The 15,325-nt window shown below is 71.8% G+C and carries 14 protein-coding genes; 6 read left to right on the forward strand and 8 right to left on the reverse strand.

Translation table 11 applies throughout. The features are described from left to right. Positions 1-120: 120 nt before the first annotated feature. From ACIPYQ_RS31040 to ACIPYQ_RS31050, 3 genes are read left to right on the forward strand one after another with little or no spacing between them, the layout of a single operon-like run. The gene (locus ACIPYQ_RS31040; RefSeq protein ID WP_361752419.1) at positions 121-1,029 is read left to right on the forward strand and encodes an NUDIX hydrolase; all 909 of its coding nucleotides are present in this window, start codon (positions 121-123) and stop codon (positions 1,027-1,029) included. Further along, complete coding sequence (locus ACIPYQ_RS31045; protein ID WP_401257235.1) at positions 1,026-1,871, forward strand: MBL fold metallo-hydrolase; 846 nt, start codon at positions 1,026-1,028, stop codon at positions 1,869-1,871. Before ACIPYQ_RS31040 ends, ACIPYQ_RS31045 begins: the two co-directional genes overlap by 4 nt. After that, positions 1,868-2,164, forward strand: coding sequence for a hypothetical protein (locus tag ACIPYQ_RS31050; RefSeq protein ID WP_361752423.1), 297 nt, complete (start codon positions 1,868-1,870; stop codon positions 2,162-2,164). The genes ACIPYQ_RS31045 and ACIPYQ_RS31050 overlap by 4 nt, the downstream gene beginning before the upstream one ends. Here the strand turns inward: ACIPYQ_RS31050 and ACIPYQ_RS31055 are convergent. Next, positions 2,161-2,970, reverse strand: coding sequence for a nucleotidyltransferase domain-containing protein (locus ACIPYQ_RS31055; RefSeq protein ID WP_401257237.1), 810 nt, complete (start codon positions 2,968-2,970; stop codon positions 2,161-2,163). The two genes, ACIPYQ_RS31050 and ACIPYQ_RS31055, sit on opposite strands and share 4 nt — an antisense overlap. Positions 2,971-3,088: 118 nt before the next feature. After that, entirely contained in the window at positions 3,089-3,763 is a 675-nt protein-coding gene (locus tag ACIPYQ_RS31060) for a Crp/Fnr family transcriptional regulator (protein ID WP_003981529.1), read from the reverse strand. 251 nt (positions 3,764-4,014) lie between these two features. On the opposite strand from ACIPYQ_RS31060, the gene nth reads away from it, so the two are divergent. From nth to ACIPYQ_RS31075, 3 genes are all read left to right on the forward strand, one after another. Then, positions 4,015-4,881 (forward strand): endonuclease III, encoded by an 867-nt coding sequence (nth, locus tag ACIPYQ_RS31065; RefSeq protein ID WP_401257239.1) that lies wholly within the window; start codon positions 4,015-4,017, stop codon positions 4,879-4,881. Between the two features lie 98 nt (positions 4,882-4,979). Beyond that, positions 4,980-5,708: an NUDIX hydrolase gene (locus ACIPYQ_RS31070; protein ID WP_401257241.1), complete on the forward strand. Its 729-nt coding sequence runs from the start codon at positions 4,980-4,982 to the stop codon at positions 5,706-5,708. Positions 5,709-5,721: 13 nt separating this feature from the next. Further along, positions 5,722-6,924, forward strand: coding sequence for a MarP family serine protease (locus ACIPYQ_RS31075; RefSeq protein ID WP_401257243.1), 1,203 nt, complete (start codon positions 5,722-5,724; stop codon positions 6,922-6,924). Between the two features lie 21 nt (positions 6,925-6,945). On the opposite strand, the gene ACIPYQ_RS31080 is transcribed toward ACIPYQ_RS31075, so the two are convergent. The 6 genes from ACIPYQ_RS31080 to ACIPYQ_RS31105 all read right to left on the reverse strand — a co-directional run bounded on the left by ACIPYQ_RS31080 (position 6,946) and on the right by ACIPYQ_RS31105 (position 15,098). Continuing rightward, entirely contained in the window at positions 6,946-7,119 is a 174-nt protein-coding gene (locus ACIPYQ_RS31080; protein WP_361752433.1) for a hypothetical protein, read from the reverse strand. Between the two features lie 186 nt (positions 7,120-7,305). Beyond that, entirely contained in the window at positions 7,306-8,265 is a 960-nt protein-coding gene (locus ACIPYQ_RS31085; RefSeq protein WP_361752435.1) for an alpha/beta hydrolase, read from the reverse strand. Continuing rightward, complete coding sequence (locus ACIPYQ_RS31090; protein WP_361752437.1) at positions 8,262-8,720, reverse strand: phage holin family protein; 459 nt, start codon at positions 8,718-8,720, stop codon at positions 8,262-8,264. The genes ACIPYQ_RS31085 and ACIPYQ_RS31090 overlap by 4 nt, the downstream gene beginning before the upstream one ends. A gap of 55 nt (positions 8,721-8,775) precedes the next feature. Continuing rightward, positions 8,776-10,254 (reverse strand): Na+/H+ antiporter NhaA, encoded by a 1,479-nt coding sequence (nhaA, locus tag ACIPYQ_RS31095; protein WP_401257246.1) that lies wholly within the window; start codon positions 10,252-10,254, stop codon positions 8,776-8,778. A gap of 181 nt (positions 10,255-10,435) precedes the next feature. Then, the gene (gene acs / locus ACIPYQ_RS31100) at positions 10,436-12,436 is read right to left on the reverse strand and encodes an acetate--CoA ligase (RefSeq protein ID WP_383566836.1); all 2,001 of its coding nucleotides are present in this window, start codon (positions 12,434-12,436) and stop codon (positions 10,436-10,438) included. 205 nt (positions 12,437-12,641) lie between these two features. Then, a complete protein-coding gene (locus tag ACIPYQ_RS31105) occupies positions 12,642-15,098 on the reverse strand; it encodes a SulP family inorganic anion transporter (RefSeq protein WP_401257248.1) in 2,457 nt (818 codons plus the stop codon). Positions 15,099-15,325: the final 227 nt, after the last annotated feature.

Below are 15,325 nucleotides of genomic sequence, written 5' to 3' on the forward strand. Positions count from 1 at the left end.
CTCCGGCGATTGAGGAGCGGGGTACGGGGCGGAGCCCCGTGAAGCCTGCCGCAGGCCGGGACGGGGCGTCGGCGACGGGTGACCCTCGAACATCGGGCCGGATGGCCGTAGCATCCGGCCATGCCGAATGGTCAGCATGGTCAGCAGCAGCCCCCCGCCGGAGGCCAGTGGTACCCGCCGGAGTGGCCCGACCGCATCCGCGCGCTCGCGGACGGCTCCCTCGTCCCGGTGCCACCGCGCCGCGCCGCCACCGTGATGCTCCTGCGCGACACCCCGGCCGGTCCCGCCGTGCACATGCTGCGCAGACGGGCCTCCATGGCCTTCGCCGGGGGCGCGTACGCCTATCCGGGCGGCGGGGTCGATCCCCGCGACGAGGAGCACCAGGTGGGCTGGGCGGGGCCCTCGCAGCAGGACTGGGCCGCCAGGCTCGGTACGGACGTCCGGACCGCCCAGGCCATCGTCTGCGGCGCCGTACGGGAGACCTTCGAGGAGGCGGGCGTCCTGCTCGCCGGGGAGGGCCCGGACACCGTCGTCGGTGACACCACGGGTGACGACTGGGAGGCCGACCGGCAGGCCCTGGTCGCCCGCGAGCTGTCCTTCGCGGAGTTCCTCGACCGCCGCGGCCTGCGGCTGCGCTCCGACCTGCTCGGGGCGTGGGCCCGCTGGATCACCCCCGAGTTCGAGCCGCGCCGCTACGACACCTGGTTCTTCGTCGCCGCCCTCCCCGAGGGCCAGCGCACCCGCAACGCCTCCACCGAGGCCGACCGGACCGTCTGGATCCGCCCGGCCGACGCGGCCGCCGGCTACGACAAGGGCGAGCTGCTGATGATGCCGCCGACCATCTCCACCCTGCGCTCCCTGGAGCCGTACGGGAGCGCCGTCGACGCCCTCACCGCGGCCGCGGCCCAGGACCTCACCCCGGTGCTGGCCGAGGCCGTGCTGGAGGACGACGAGGTGGTGCTCAGCTGGCCGGGCCACGACGAGTTCACCAAGCGGGTCCGCCTCGGCCGTCCGGGAGGCACCGCATGAGCGACGCCGCCGCACTGCCCGGGCAGCCCCGCGGAGTGGTCACCTCCGGGCCGGCGACCGCCCGCGCCGTGAACGTCCTGGCCCCCAACGCCTCCGCGATGACCCTGGACGGCACCAACACCTGGCTCCTCTCCGAGCCCGGCTCCGACCTGGCCGTCGTGATCGATCCCGGCCCGCTGGACGACGCGCACCTGCGGGCGGTCATCGCCACCGCGGAGCAGGCGGGCAAGCGGATCGCCCTCACCCTGCTCACCCACGGCCACCCCGACCACGCCGAGGGCGCGGGCCGCTTCGCCGAGCTCACCCGCACCAAGGTCCGCGCCCTGGACCCGGCCCTGCGCCTCGGCGACGAGGGCCTGGCCGCCGGGGACGTCATCCGGACCGGCGGGCTGGAGCTGCGCGTGGTCCCGACCCCGGGCCACACCAGCGACTCCCTCTGCTTCCACCTGCCGGCCGACCGGGCCGTGCTGACCGGCGACACCATCCTCGGCCGCGGCACCACGGTCGTCGCCCACCCCGACGGCCGCCTCGGCGACTACCTGGACTCCCTGCGCCGCCTGCGCTCGCTCACCGTGGACGACGGGGTGCACACCGTCCTCCCGGGCCACGGGCCGGTCCTGGAGGACGCACAGGGAGCCGTCGAGTACTACCTGGCCCACCGCGCGCACCGGCTCGCCCAGGTGGAGACCGCGGTCGAGAACGGGTTCGTCACCCCCGAGGCGGTCGTGGCCCAGGTCTACGCGGACGTGGACCGCTCCCTGTGGCCGGCGGCGGAATGGTCCGTCCGGGCGCAGCTCGAGTACCTTCAAGATCACGGACTGATCCCTGGAGGGCCCGAATGAACACCGTGTTCCTGCTCGTCATGCTGATCGGCACCGCCGGATGGATCACCTCGACGGTGTCGCTGCGCGTGAAGGCCCTCCAGCTCAAGGCGGACCGGACGGAGCGCCGCCTGGCCCTCGTGCTGGACCACTTCGGCATAGAGGAGCCGGAGCCGGCCGGCATGGACGAGGTGCGCGCCCACATCGCTGCCGACCGGCAGATCTCGGCGATCAAGACCTACCGCCAGATCACCGGCGCGGGCCTGGCCGAGGCCAAGCTCGCCGTCGAGGCCCTCGCCGCCGAGAAGTCCTAGCCGGCGCCCCGCGGGGTCTTCGTGCCGTGCCGGGCCGTGTACTCGTCTGCCAGCCACGGCCCGAGGTCCTCGACGTACGCGCGCAGCACGGCCGGGTCCGCGACCGGATCCAGTGCCGCGACGGCGGCGGCGCGCATCTGGTCCGCGCGCTCCGGGTAGTACCCGCCGAAGATCTCCGCGGACTCGCCGAGGTCGCTGGTCCAGCCGCCCCACCGGGGCATCACCAGCGTGAACCCGGTGCGCACCAGGCGCCGTGAGAAGAGCCGGCACAGCCTCCGGTACTCGTCCTCGGTCGACGCCTCCCGCACCCGCCTGCGCCATCCGGGCAGTGCCTCGGCCAGGTCGCCGTTGGTCTCGCGGGCGAGCAGGCTGTCCGGACGGTAGCGCGGCAGGTGCTCGGCCAGGTCCGCGCCGAGCAGTGGCGTGCACAGGCAGGCGAGGAACCAGCCCAGGTCGAATCGTTCCGCCTCGCTCAGCAGGGTGTCCTTGCCGTGCAGCAGGATGCCGACGCCGTCGATCTCCGGGAAGTCCTCGTCGAGCCCGCGCGCCAGCACCTCCGCGGCGTCGCGGTCCTCGTCGGCGGGCTCGTGGTGCAGGGCCAGCAGGAGGTCGAGGTCGGACCGCCCGGGCCGGGCCGTCCCGCGCGGCACGGACCCGTACAGGTACGCGCTGTGCAGCCGCCGCCCGTACGCGTCGCGGATCCGCCCGCGGGCGGCCGCGACGACGCCCGCGAACTCGCCCTGGACCTGTCCGAGGGAGCCCTCGCGCTCGAAGTACCCGTACGTGTCCAGCCCTCTGTGCTCCATGGACCCACTGTGCACGGAGCGGCCGCTGAGGCGTTCGAGGCGCGGGGGCCTCGTCCTGGACGTGCGAAAGGGCCCCGCCCCCTCGGGCAGGACCCTCTCGGACAAGCGGGGCCGGGCGTCAGCGCGAGCGCTTCGCCAGTCGCTCCACGTCCAGCAGGATGACCGCACGCGCCTCCAGGCGGAGCCAGCCGCGGCCCGCGAAGTCGGCCAGGGCCTTGTTCACGGTCTCGCGGGAGGCGCCGACGAGCTGCGCGAGCTCCTCCTGCGTGAGGTCGTGCACCACGTGGATGCCCTCCTCCGACTGCACGCCGAAGCGGCGCGACAGGTCGAGGAGCGCCCGCGCCACACGGCCGGGAACGTCGGAGAAGACCAGGTCGGACATCTGGTCGTTGGTCTTGCGCAGGCGCCGGGCTACGGCGCGCAGCAGCGCGGTCGCGACCTCGGGCCGGGCGTTGAGCCAGGGCTGGAGGTCGCCGTGGCCGAGGCCGAGCAGCTTGACCTCGGTCAGGGCGGTGGCGGTGGCGGTGCGCGGGCCCGGGTCGAAGAGCGACAGCTCGCCGATCAGCTCGCCGGGGCCGAGGACGGCCAGCATGTTCTCGCGGCCGTCGGGGGAGGTGCGGTGGAGCTTCACCTTGCCCTCGGTCACGACATACAGCCGGTCGCCGGGGTCGCCCTCGTGGAACAGGGCGTCACCGCGTGCGAGGGTCACCTCGCCCATGGAGGCGCGGAGCTCCGCGGCCTGCTCGTCATCGAGCGCCGCGAAGAGCGGGGCGCGCCGCAGAACGTCGTCCACGAGTCTCTCTCCTATGTCGACCAGCTCAGGGGACCGTGCTCCCCATTTTGCCGGACGGCTCAAACAGTGCGATCAATCACAAGGATGCCGGACGGACGGGCGTGCTGTGCGGCGAGAGGCCAATCGGAGTGGTGTTACCTGAGGTCCGGGCGGGTGTCAGCGGCCGGCCTTAGGCTGGCCGGGTGTCCAATAAGCCGGTGAGAGCACAGGCCAAGGGGTCCGCAGGAGTGACGGCGCCCCAAAATTCAGCCGTGGGCGAACAAGCCCCAGTGAACGCGTCCGCGAAGGCCGCTGCCACCCCCCAGGGCAAAGTTTCGGCCAAGAAAACGAAGGCGGCCAAGCCGGAATCGCGCCTGGCCATGGTGCGCAGGGCGCGGCGCATCAACCGCGAGCTGGCCGAGATCTATCCGTACGCCCATCCGGAACTCGACTTCCGCAATCCCTTCGAACTGCTCGTCGCGACGGTGCTCTCCGCGCAGACGACCGACCTGCGGGTGAACCAGACGACCCCCGCCCTCTTCGCCGCCTACCCGACCCCCGAGGACATGGCCGCGGCCGCTCCCGAGCACCTGGAGGAGCTGATCCGGCCGACCGGGTTCTTCCGGATGAAGGCCAAGTCCCTGCTCGGCCTCTCGAAGGCCCTGCGGGACGACTTCGGCGGGGAGGTGCCGGGCCGGCTCGAAGACCTGGTGACCCTGCCCGGAGTGGGCCGCAAGACCGCGAACGTAGTCCTCGGCAACGCGTTCGGCGTCCCCGGGATCACCGTCGACACCCACTTCGGCCGTCTGGTGCGCCGCTGGAAGTGGACCGAGCAGCAGGACCCGGAGAAGGTCGAGGCGGAGATCTGCGCGATCTTCCCGAAGAGCGAGTGGACGATGCTCTCGCACCGCGTCGTCTTCCACGGCCGCCGGATCTGCCACTCGCAGCGGCCGGCCTGCGGGGCCTGCCCGATCGCCCCGCTCTGCCCCGCGTACGGGGAGGGCGAGACGGACCCGGACAAGGCGGCGAAGCTGCTGAAGTACGAGAAGGGCGGCCAGCCGGGCCAGCGGCTGACCCCGCCCCCGGACTACCCGGGCCTGCCCGCGCAGCCGCTGGGGGGTGCTCCGGCGCCGTCCTGAGCGGTCCCGGGCGGACCCGGCAGTGGTGCTGCACCTGAGGAACCAATCGGTACCCGCACGGCGTTTGGCGGTGTGGGAGATCACGGACGGGGATGCCTATGACGCGCGGTAGCGGGAGCGGGACACGGGACGAGGCCGAGGCAGGGGCCCGCGAGGGCGACGGCATCGCGCTCAGCACGCACGGCCTGCCCGCGTGGCTCGACCCCGTCGTCGAGGCCGCCGGGAGCGTGCAGCCGCGGCAGCTGAGCCGGTTCCTGCCGCCCGAGGACGGCCGCGGGCGGCAGTCCGCCGTGCTCGTCCTCTTCGGGGAGGGCCCCCGAGGCCCCGAGCTGCTCCTCATGGAGCGCGCCGGCACCCTGCGCTCGCACGCGGGGCAGCCGTCCTTCCCCGGGGGTGCACTGGACCCGGAGGACGGCGATCCGCACACCACCGGCCCGCTGCGCGCGGCGCTGCGCGAGGCCGAGGAGGAAACCGGACTCGATCCTTCCGGCGTTCAGCTCTTCGGCGTGCTGCCCCGGCTCTACATCCCGGTCAGCGAGTTCGTCGTGACCCCGGTCCTCGGCTGGTGGCGCACCCCCAGCCCGGTCGGCGCGGTGGACCCGGCCGAGACGGCCCGGGTCTTCACGGTTCCCGTGGCCGATCTCACGGATCCGGAACACCGGGTCATGGCCGTCCACCCGGCCGGCCACCAGGGACCGGGATTCACCGTCGAATCGGCTCTGGTCTGGGGTTTCACCGCCGGAGTGATCGACAGGATCCTGCATTTCGCAGGCTGGGAGCGCCCCTGGGACCGCACGCGCCAGGTCCCGCTCGACTGGCGCGCATGAGACGGTGGCCCACGTGAACGTGCTGGACATCCTGTTGCTGCTCGCCGCCGTGTGGTTCGCGATCGTCGGCTACCGCCAGGGGTTCGTCGTCGGCATCCTGTCGGTGATCGGATTCCTCGGCGGTGGCCTCATCGCCGTGTCCCTGATCCCCCTGATCTGGGACCAGGTGACCGACAACGGCACCCAGGTGTCCACCACCGTCGTCGTCATCGCCGTCGTCGTGATCATCGTCTGCGCCTCGATCGGCCAGGCCCTGACCACCCACCTCGGCAACCGGGTCCGCCGCCAGATCACCTGGTCACCGGCGCGCGCCCTCGACGCGACCGGCGGCGCCCTGGTCAACGTGGTCGCGATGCTGCTGGTGGCCTGGCTGATCGGACTGCTGCTCGCCGGGACCGCGATACCCACCCTGGGCAAGGAGGTCCGCAACTCCAAGGTGCTCCTCGGCGTGTCGCGGGTGCTCCCCGACCAGGCGAACACCTGGTTCATGGACTTCAGCTCCACCCTCGCGCGCAACGGCTTCCCGCAGGTGTTCTCCCCGTTCTCCAACGAGCCGATCACCGAGGTCCAGGCGCCCGACCCGGCGCTCGCGATCAGCCCGATCGCCGAGCAGGCCAAGCGCTCGATCGTGAAGGTCGTCGGCACGGCGCCCAGCTGCAGCAAGGTGCTGGAGGGCACGGGCTTCGTCTTCGCGCCCGGCAAGGTGATGACCAACGCGCACGTCGTCGGCGGGGTCGGCGAGCCGACCGTCCAGATCGGCGGCGAGGGCAAGCTCTACGACGCCAAGGTCGTGCTCTACGACTGGGAGCGCGACATCGCCGTACTGGACGTGCCCAAGTTGAAGGCGCCGGCGCTGGAGTTCACCGACAAGGACGCGACGAGCGGCAGCGACGCGATCGTCGCCGGCTTCCCGGAGAACGGCGCGTACGACGTCCGCGCCGCCCGCGTCCGCGGCCGGATCAATGCCAACGGACCGGACATCTACCACCGCGGTACTGTCCGACGGGACGTGTACTCGCTGTTCGCGACCGTCCGCCAGGGCAACTCCGGCGGCCCGCTGCTGACCCCCGAAGGCAAGGTGTACGGGGTCGTCTTCGCGAAGTCCCTCGACGACCCGAACACCGGCTACGCGCTGACGGTGGACGAGATCCGCGACGACATCCAGACCGGCAAGGTCGCCGACCGGCGGGTCCACAGCCAGGGCTGCGCCCTCTGAGGCAAGGCGCCCGCCGGGCTCCTACGTCCGTGGATGGCGCAGGCGTGCCGAGACCCAGCGGGCCCGGCGGCGCAGGATGCGCGGAATCCCGAGGTGGAGGTCGTGGCCGTGGCGGCCGGCCCTCTCGTGGGTGCCCGGCGTAGCCGCCGAGCGGTGTTCGTGCGCGGTGTCACCGTAGTCGTGCGTCCAGCTCATACTCCGAGCTGTGCCCGTGGCCCAAGGTCGGTAACCCCGTCAGGGGCGGCCAATTGGCCTATGCGCCAGGCAATTGAATGCTCGTAAGACGAGCGTACGAGCGAACTGTCCGACTTTCACAGGGCGATCGGGTTCGGCCGGAGGGCCTGACGGGGGGCCTGGCGGGAGCCTGACGGGGGGGCGGGCTCAGCGGTCCGGTTCGGGATCCTTGAGCCAGTTCACCAGCTCCGTCGAGAAGGCCACGGGGTCCTCCTCGTGCGGGAAGTGCCCGAGCCCGTCGAACAGCCGCCACCGGTACGGGGCTTCGACGTACTCCCCGGACCCGGCCGCACTGCGCGTGCGCATCACCGGGTCGAGCGAGCCGTGCAGGTGCAGCGTCGGCACGCGCACCGGCCGCTTCATCCGCCGGTTGAACTGCAGCCCGTCGGGCCGTGCCATCGACCGCATCATCCAGCGGTACGGCTCGATCGAGCAGTGCGCGGTGGACGGGATGCACATGGCCCGCCGGTAGACGGCGAGGTCCTCCTCCTCGGGCGGCCGGGGCCCCGACCAGTCCCGGATCAGGTCCCCTACGAGCGCTCCGCCGTCGGCGACGAGTTGACGCTCGGGCACGAACGGCCGCTGGAAGCCCCAGATGTGCGAACTGGCGCGCGTCTGCCCGAAGTCCGACAGCATCGCCGAGCGCCAGCGGCGCGGGTGCGGCATGGAGGAGACGACGAGCCGGCGCACCAGCTTGGGCCGCATCACGGCCGCCGTCCAGGCGAGGTACCCGCCCAGGTCGTGGCCGACGAGGGCGGCGTCCGGCTCGCCGAGGGACCGTACGACCCCGGTGATGTCGAGGGCCAGATTGGCCGGGTCGTAGCCGCGCGGGGTGCGGTCGCTGCCGCCCACCCCGCGCAGGTCCATCGCGACCGCCCGGTACCCGGCGTCGGCGAGCGCGGTCAGCTGGTGCCGCCAGGTCCACCAGAACTGCGGGAAGCCGTGGAGCAGCAGCACCAGCGGCCCGTCACCGACCTCGGCGACGTGGAAGCGGGCGCCGTTCGCGGCGACGTCCCGGTGCGTCACCGCCTGCCCGCCGGGAAGGTCGAGCCGTACTGCCGTGGCAGCTGTGGGGGGAACGCTGGAATCCGGGGTGGGCGCTGTCATGAGGACGAGCGTGCCACACCCACAGCCTTGTCACTCACCGGCCGCGGGTGCGGCTTGACGGTCCCGACCAGTGCGGCGGTCTGCTTGACGGAGGCGATGGACTTCTCCGGCGGCTTGATCTTCTTGAACTTCCGCACCGCGATCAGCACGAGCACACCCGCGATGAGCAGGAACGCACTCCCGACGATGAGGAAGGACCAGGCGAGCCCGAGCCCGAGGTTGTGGATCCCGTAGGCGGCGGCGAAGGTCAGCACCGGAAGCGAGAAGACCGCGAGCACACCTGCGACGGCGAGGGAGGCGGAGCCGCTGCCCACGCGCTTGACGTCCTCGCGGATCTCCGCCTTGGCGAGGGCGATCTCGTCGTGAACCAGGGCGGACATCTCGGCGGTGGCCGAGGCGACCAGCTGGCCGAGTGTGCGCTCGGCTCCCTGCGCCTCTTGGTCCACTGCGCTCATCGCTCTCTCCCTCTGTCGTCTGCTGCCGTGCGGCTGTCCTGCGTCGTCAGTCAGATCATGCCGGACGGTCGCCCTCGGTGGTGGACCCGGCCGCGCTTTGGAGCGCCGCGGCAGCCGCGGCCTCGGCCTTGCGACGGTGTTCCGCCGCCCGGTCCTCGTAGATCCTGGCCATCCTCAGGTGGTACTCGGGGTTGTGCTCCTCGTAGATGTCCGGGATGCCGTCGAGGTCCTCGTCCCGCTCCTCGGCGTCGGTGAGCGCCTTGTACGTGCGGTTGCGGAGCTTGAGCATGATGCCCGCGATCACGGCGGCGATGAGCGAGCCGATCAGTACGGCGGCCTTGATCTCGTCGGTGAGGGCCGGGTCGCCGGCGAAGGCGAGCTCGCCGATCAGGAGGGAGACGGTGAAGCCGATGCCGGCGAGCGAGGCCACGGCGAGCACGTCGGGCCAGGCCAGGTCCTCGTTCAGCTCCGCCTTGGTGAAGCGGGCGGCCAGGTAGGTGCCGCCGAAGATGCCCACGGCCTTGCCGACGACGAGGCCGAGGACCACGCCGAGGGGCTCGGGCCGGGTGAAGACCTGCGCGATGGCCTCGTCGGAGAGCGAGACCCCGGCGGACATCAGCGCGAAGAGGGGCACGGCGAGACCGGCCGAGATGGGCCGGACCAGGTGCTCGATGTGCTCGCCGGGGGAGTGCTCCTCGCCTTCCCTGCGGGTGCAGCGGAGCATCAGGCCCATGGCGACGCCGGCGATGGTGGCGTGGACGCCGCTGTTGTACATCAGGCCCCAGATGACCAGCGCGAGCGGGACGTAGACGTACCAGCCGCGGACGCCCCGGCGCAGCAGGAACCAGAAGAGCGCCAGGCCCACGAGCGCGCCGCCGAGCGCCAGGAAGTCGATCTCGTTGGTGAAGAACACCGCGATGATCATGATGGCGAAGAGGTCGTCGACGACCGCGAGCGTCAGCAGGAAGGCGCGCAGGGCCGACGGCAGGGAAGTGCCGAGGACGGCGAGGACGGCGAGCGCGAAGGCGATGTCGGTGGCGGTCGGAACCGCCCAGCCGTCCATCGCGCCGTTGCCGAGGACGTTGACCAGTACGTAGACCAGCGCGGGCACGGCCATGCCGCAGACGGCGGCGATCACCGGGAGGGCGGCCGCCTTGGAGTCGCGCAGGTCGCCCGCGACGAGCTCGCGCTTGAGCTCGATGCCCGCGACGAAGAAGAAGATCGCGAGGAGCCCGTCGGCCGCCCAGTGCTGGAGGGAGAGGTCCAGGCCGAGGGAGCCGGGGCCTATGTGGAAGTCCTGGACCGCCTGGTAGCTGGCGGCCAGGGGCGGGGTGTTCGCCCAGATCAGGGCAGCGACGGCGGCCGCGAGCAGGAGCACGCCGCCGACGGTCTCGGTGCGCAGGGCATCGGCGACGAAGCGGCGCTCGGGCAGCGAGAGCCGGCCGAGCAGCTTGCGGCTCTGGCGGTCGGTGGGGCTGGGCGCTGCCACGAGGGAAAACCTCCGGGGTCGGTTGGACGGCATGGCGAAGCTCATTGCCGACCAGACTTCCCGGCACACCCTGTGGTCTTTCTTTACGCTTTCAATATTTTACAGGGTGTACGCAGGGATGTATCCGGCGATCTTCACTTTATGTGCGAAAGGGACACCCGGCGCGTCGCGCGCCGGATGCCCCCTTCGGTGTGCCCTGGTGCCGTGGCGTTCTGGCGCCTCGGTGTCAGTCCTCGCTGCCGGCGGCGGCCGGGAGCTTGCTCTGGATCAGGTCCATGACCGAGGAGTCGGCGAGCGTGGTGACGTCACCGACCGCGCGGTTCTCCGCGACGTCGCGCAGCAGACGGCGCATGATCTTGCCCGAGCGGGTCTTCGGCAGCTCCTGGACCGGCAGGATCCGCTTCGGCTTGGCGATCGGGCCGAGCGTGGTGCCCACGTGGTTGCGCAGGTCCGCGACCAGGGTCTCGGTCTCGGACGCGCTGCCGCGCAGGATGACGAAGGCCACGATGGCCTGGCCGGTGGTCTCGTCGTTGGCGCCGACCACGGCTGCCTCGGCGACCGAGGGGTGCGAGACGAGCGCCGACTCGACCTCGGTGGTCGAGATGTTGTGGCCGGACACCAGCATCACGTCGTCCACCCGGCCGAGCAGCCAGATGTCCCCGTCGTCGTCCTTCTTCGCGCCGTCGCCCGCGAAGTACTTGCCCTCGAAGCGCGACCAGTAGGTGTCGATGAACCGCTGGTCGTCACCCCAGATGGTGCGCAGCATCGACGGCCACGGCTCGGTGAGGACCAGGTAGCCGCCTCCGCCGTTCGGGACCTCGTGCGCCTCGTCGTCCACGACGGTGGCGGAGATTCCGGGCAGGGCGCGCTGTGCGGAGCCCGGCTTGGTGGCCGTGACGCCCGGCAGCGGGGAGATCATCATCGCGCCGGTCTCGGTCTGCCACCAGGTGTCCACGATCGGGCAGCGGTCGCCGCCGATGTGCTTGCGGTACCAGATCCAGGCCTCGGGGTTGATCGGCTCGCCGACCGAGCCGAGCACGCGCAGGCTCGACAGGTCGAACTTCGCGGGGATGTCGTCGCCCCACTTCATGAACGTGCGGATGGCCGTGGGCGCCGTGTAGAGGATGGTGACGCCGTACTTCTGCACGACCTCCCAGAACCGGCCCTGGTGCGGGGTGTCCGGGGTGCCCTCGTACATCACCTGGGTGGCGCCGTTCGCGAGCGGCCCGTAGACGATGTAGGAGTGCCCGGTCACCCAGCCGATGTCGGCGGTGCACCAGTAGACGTCGGTCTCCGGCTTCAGGTCGAAGACCGCGTGGTGGGTGTACGCGGCCTGCGTGAGGTAGCCGCCCGAGGTGTGCAGGATGCCCTTCGGCTTACCCGTGGTCCCCGAGGTGTACAGGATGAAGAGCGGGTGCTCGGCGTCGAACGGCTGCGGGGTGTGCTCGGCGGACTGGCGGCCGACCACGTCGTGCCACCACACGTCGCGGCCCTCGGTGAAGGCGGTGTCCTGGCCGGTGCGGCGCACGACGAGCACGTGCTCGACCTGCGGGCACTTGGCGACGGCCTCGTCGATGGCGGGCTTCAGGGCGCTGGGCTTGCCGCGGCGGTAGCCGCCGTCGGCGGTGATGACCAGCTTGGCGTCTGCGTCCTGGATGCGGGAGGCGACGGCGTCGGCGGAGAAGCCGCCGAAGACGACGGAGTGCGCGGCGCCGACGCGGGCGCACGCGAGCATCGCGACGACCGCCTCGGGGATCATCGGCAGGTAGACGGCGACGCGGTCGCCCGCCTCGACACCGAGCTCGGTCAGGGCGTTGGCGGCCTTGGAGACCTCGTCCTTGAGCTCGGCGTAGGTGATCGCGCGGCTGTCGCCGGGCTCGCCCTCGAAGTGGATGGCGACGCGGTCGCCGTTGCCGGCCTCGACGTGGCGGTCCACGCAGTTGTAGGCGACGTTCAGCTTGCCGTCCGCGAACCACTTCGCGAAGGGCGGATTCGTCCAGTCGAGCGTCTCGGTCGGCTCGGTGGCCCAGGTCAGCCGCCGGGCCTGCTCGGCCCAGAAGCCCAGCCGGTCCGCGTCGGCCTGTGCGTACGCAGCCTCTGTCACATTGGCGGCGGCGGCCAGATCGGCAGGCGGTGCGAACCGCCGCTCCTCCTTGAGCAGATTGGCCAGGCTCTCATTGCTCACGACATCTCCCTTTCCCAGGGTGTCCGTTGTGTCCCCGGGCATAGCTCATCAGTCAGCGGCCCAGGTGACAAGGGGTAGCCGAGAATTGGTTTAGACCTATATCACGATCGGTCCGCACGAGAACGACGTGCGAAGGCCTCTTCCCGCTGCAGGGGGCGGGAAGAGGCCACACGATTGCACGGATACGGGAGGCTATCGGTTCACGGGCACCGGGGTTCAGGCGCGCCTCGGTGAGGTGCGCCGCGGGTCAGGCGTGCTGGCCCACGGTGTCGAAGACGCGGCAGTCGAAGAAGTCCTCGCCCTCGGACAGCAGGTAGGCCTGCGCCTCGCCCACGTGGAAGTACATCCCGTGCAGCTCCAGGGTGCCCTCGGCGAGCCGCCTGGCCACCGATTCGTGCGCCCGCAGGTGCTCCAGCTGCTGGACCACATTGGTCAGGCACAGCTGCTCCACCGCGTCCGCGGGGAGCCGGCCCGAGATCCGGGCCCAGGCGTGGTGGCGGCTGGCCATCCGCTCCAGGCTGGGCAGCCCGTGCCGCAGCCAGCGGCGCAGGGGGGTCATCGGAACCCCGGGCGCGGAGCTGAGCAGGGCCTGCATGGCCCCGCAGCCCGAGTGCCCGCACACGGTGATGCTGTCCACCTTCAGCACGTCCACGGCGTACTCGATCGCCGCCGCCACGGAGTCGTCCGTGGACTCCGCGCCGGGCAGCGGGACCAGATTGCCGACATTGCGGACCGTGAACAGGTCTCCCGGGCCGCTGGCCGTGATCATGCTGGTCACCAGGCGGGAGTCCGCGCAGGTGAGGAAGAGCTGGGAGGGCCGCTGCCCCTCGCGGGCCAGCCGGGCCAGCTCGTCCCGCACGTGGGGGGCGGTGTCCCGCTGGAAGGCGCTGATCCCGCTGGCCAGTTGGCCCGCGCCGCGCCGCCGGGGTGCCGGGGTGGGCGCTACGGCCGCGGAGGTCTCGGCTGCCGCTGCCGCCCTGGCCGCGGCCGTCGGCGTACGGGTCCCCGTGGGGCGGTGGTCGCAGTGGTTCTGCCAGGGGGTCCAGGGCCGGCAGCACTGGTGCACCCCGCGCTGGGCCGAACGCCGGGAGCGGTCGCCGCCGTGGGCCGCGAGGATCCCGTCCGCGGTCACCTGGTGGGCCCCGTCGGAGCCGTCGGAGCCGTTGGCCGGATCGGAGCCGTCGGCCGGGTCGCCGTCGTCGGAGGTCAGGATCGCCGAGCCGGAGCGGCCGGTGACCTCCAGTGAGCCGCCGTGCGCCAGGTGGGACTCCTGCCAGTCGTGCAGGGTCTCGTAGGCCGCGTGGTCCATGAAGGAGCCGTCCAGCTCGATCACCGCGTGCCCGTCGTGCGGAATCTGGTTCAGCACCCGGCTCAGCCGTGGCACCGCGAGGAAGGTCAACTGCCCGCGCGCCCGCACCCGGTGGATCCCGCTGTCCAGCCGCTCCATGGTGATCCGGGTCCGGGCGAGCCGGTGCAGGGCCAGGGCGACGGCCACCGCGATGCCGATGGCCACCCCCTCCAGGACCCCGCCGAGCACCACGGCCACGATGGTCGTGCCGTAGACGAGGGCCTCCCGGTGCCGGGTGACACTGCGCAGGTGGGTGATGCTGACCATCTGCACGCCCACGGCCATCACCAGCGCGGCCAGTGCGGCCAGCGGGATCAGGTCGAGGACCGGGACCAGCAGCCCGGCCGCGAGGAGCACCCAGAGCCCGTGCATCATGGCCGATTTCCGGCTGACCGCACCGGACTTGACGTTGGCCACGCTGCGGACGGCGACGCCCGTGATGGGCAGTCCGCCCAGGGCCCCGGAGACGATGTTCGCCGCGCCCTGCCCCCGCAGCTCCCGGTTGAGGTCGGCGCGCGGCGGGCGGTTGCCCGTACGCCGCTCGGAGGCGATCAGCTTGTCGGTCGCGACCGCGGAGAGCAGGGACTCCACGCTGCCGACCAGGGTGATGGTCAGTACGGCGGCGATGATCCCGAGGACCGGCCCCTCGGGCAGCTCGGGCAGGGCGTGGCTGCTCCAGGACGGCAGGTCCACCCGGGGCAGGCTGAGGCCGGCCAGCGCGGCGAACACGGTGGCCGTGCCGACGGCGGCGAGCGCCGCCGGCACCTTGCGCAGGGCGCGGCCCGCCCGCCCGGGCAGCCGCGGCCAGCCGAGCAGGACGATCAGGGTCAGCACGCTGACCCCGAGGGCGACCGGATGCAGGTCGGCCAACTGGCCGGGCAGCCCCTGGACGTTGGCCACGGCGGAGCTCTGCGGTGTGCCGCCGAGCACGATGTGCAGCTGGGCCAGGGCGATGGTCACGCCGATGCCGGCGAGCATGCCGTGCACGATGGCCGGGCTGACCATGAGCGCCGACCGGGCGGTGCGCAGCGCGGCGAGGCCGAGCTGGCAGAGGCCGGCGAGCACGGTGATGGCACACGTGGTGCGCCACCCGTAGCGCTGGATCAACTCGGCCGTGACCACGGTGAGTCCGGCGGCGGGGCCGCTGACCTGGAGTGGGGCGCCGCCGAGCCGCCCGGCGACGATCCCGCCGGCCGCTGCGGCGACCAGCCCCGCCTGGAGTGGGGCGCCGGTGGCCAGAGCGATGCCGAGCGAGAGGGGCAGGGCGATCAGGAAGACGGCGATGGAGGCGGAGAGGTCCGCGGGGAAGTCTTTGCGGAGCTGTTCGGTCGTGCGTGTGGGGGAGGTGGCTGTCATAGGTTCCCGTCTCCTCTGGGGGAGGGGTGAAGCGGCGGGAGTCTCAACACTCGGTAAATGGATGGTAATGGAGAGTAAAGGCAAGCGGTGAATAATACGGGCAAATGGCTCACTAATTAGCACTCAAGAGTGATTAAGCATTTTGTCCGGCTTGTCATACCTTCCTCAAAGTTGACCGCGTGGGACGTTGCGGCACGGAAGTCCTGCGATGGAACTGCGAGGGAGAG

The sequence above is a fragment of the Streptomyces sp. NPDC090045 genome (assembly GCF_044747975.1).
Classification (GTDB): domain Bacteria; phylum Actinomycetota; class Actinomycetes; order Streptomycetales; family Streptomycetaceae; genus Streptomyces.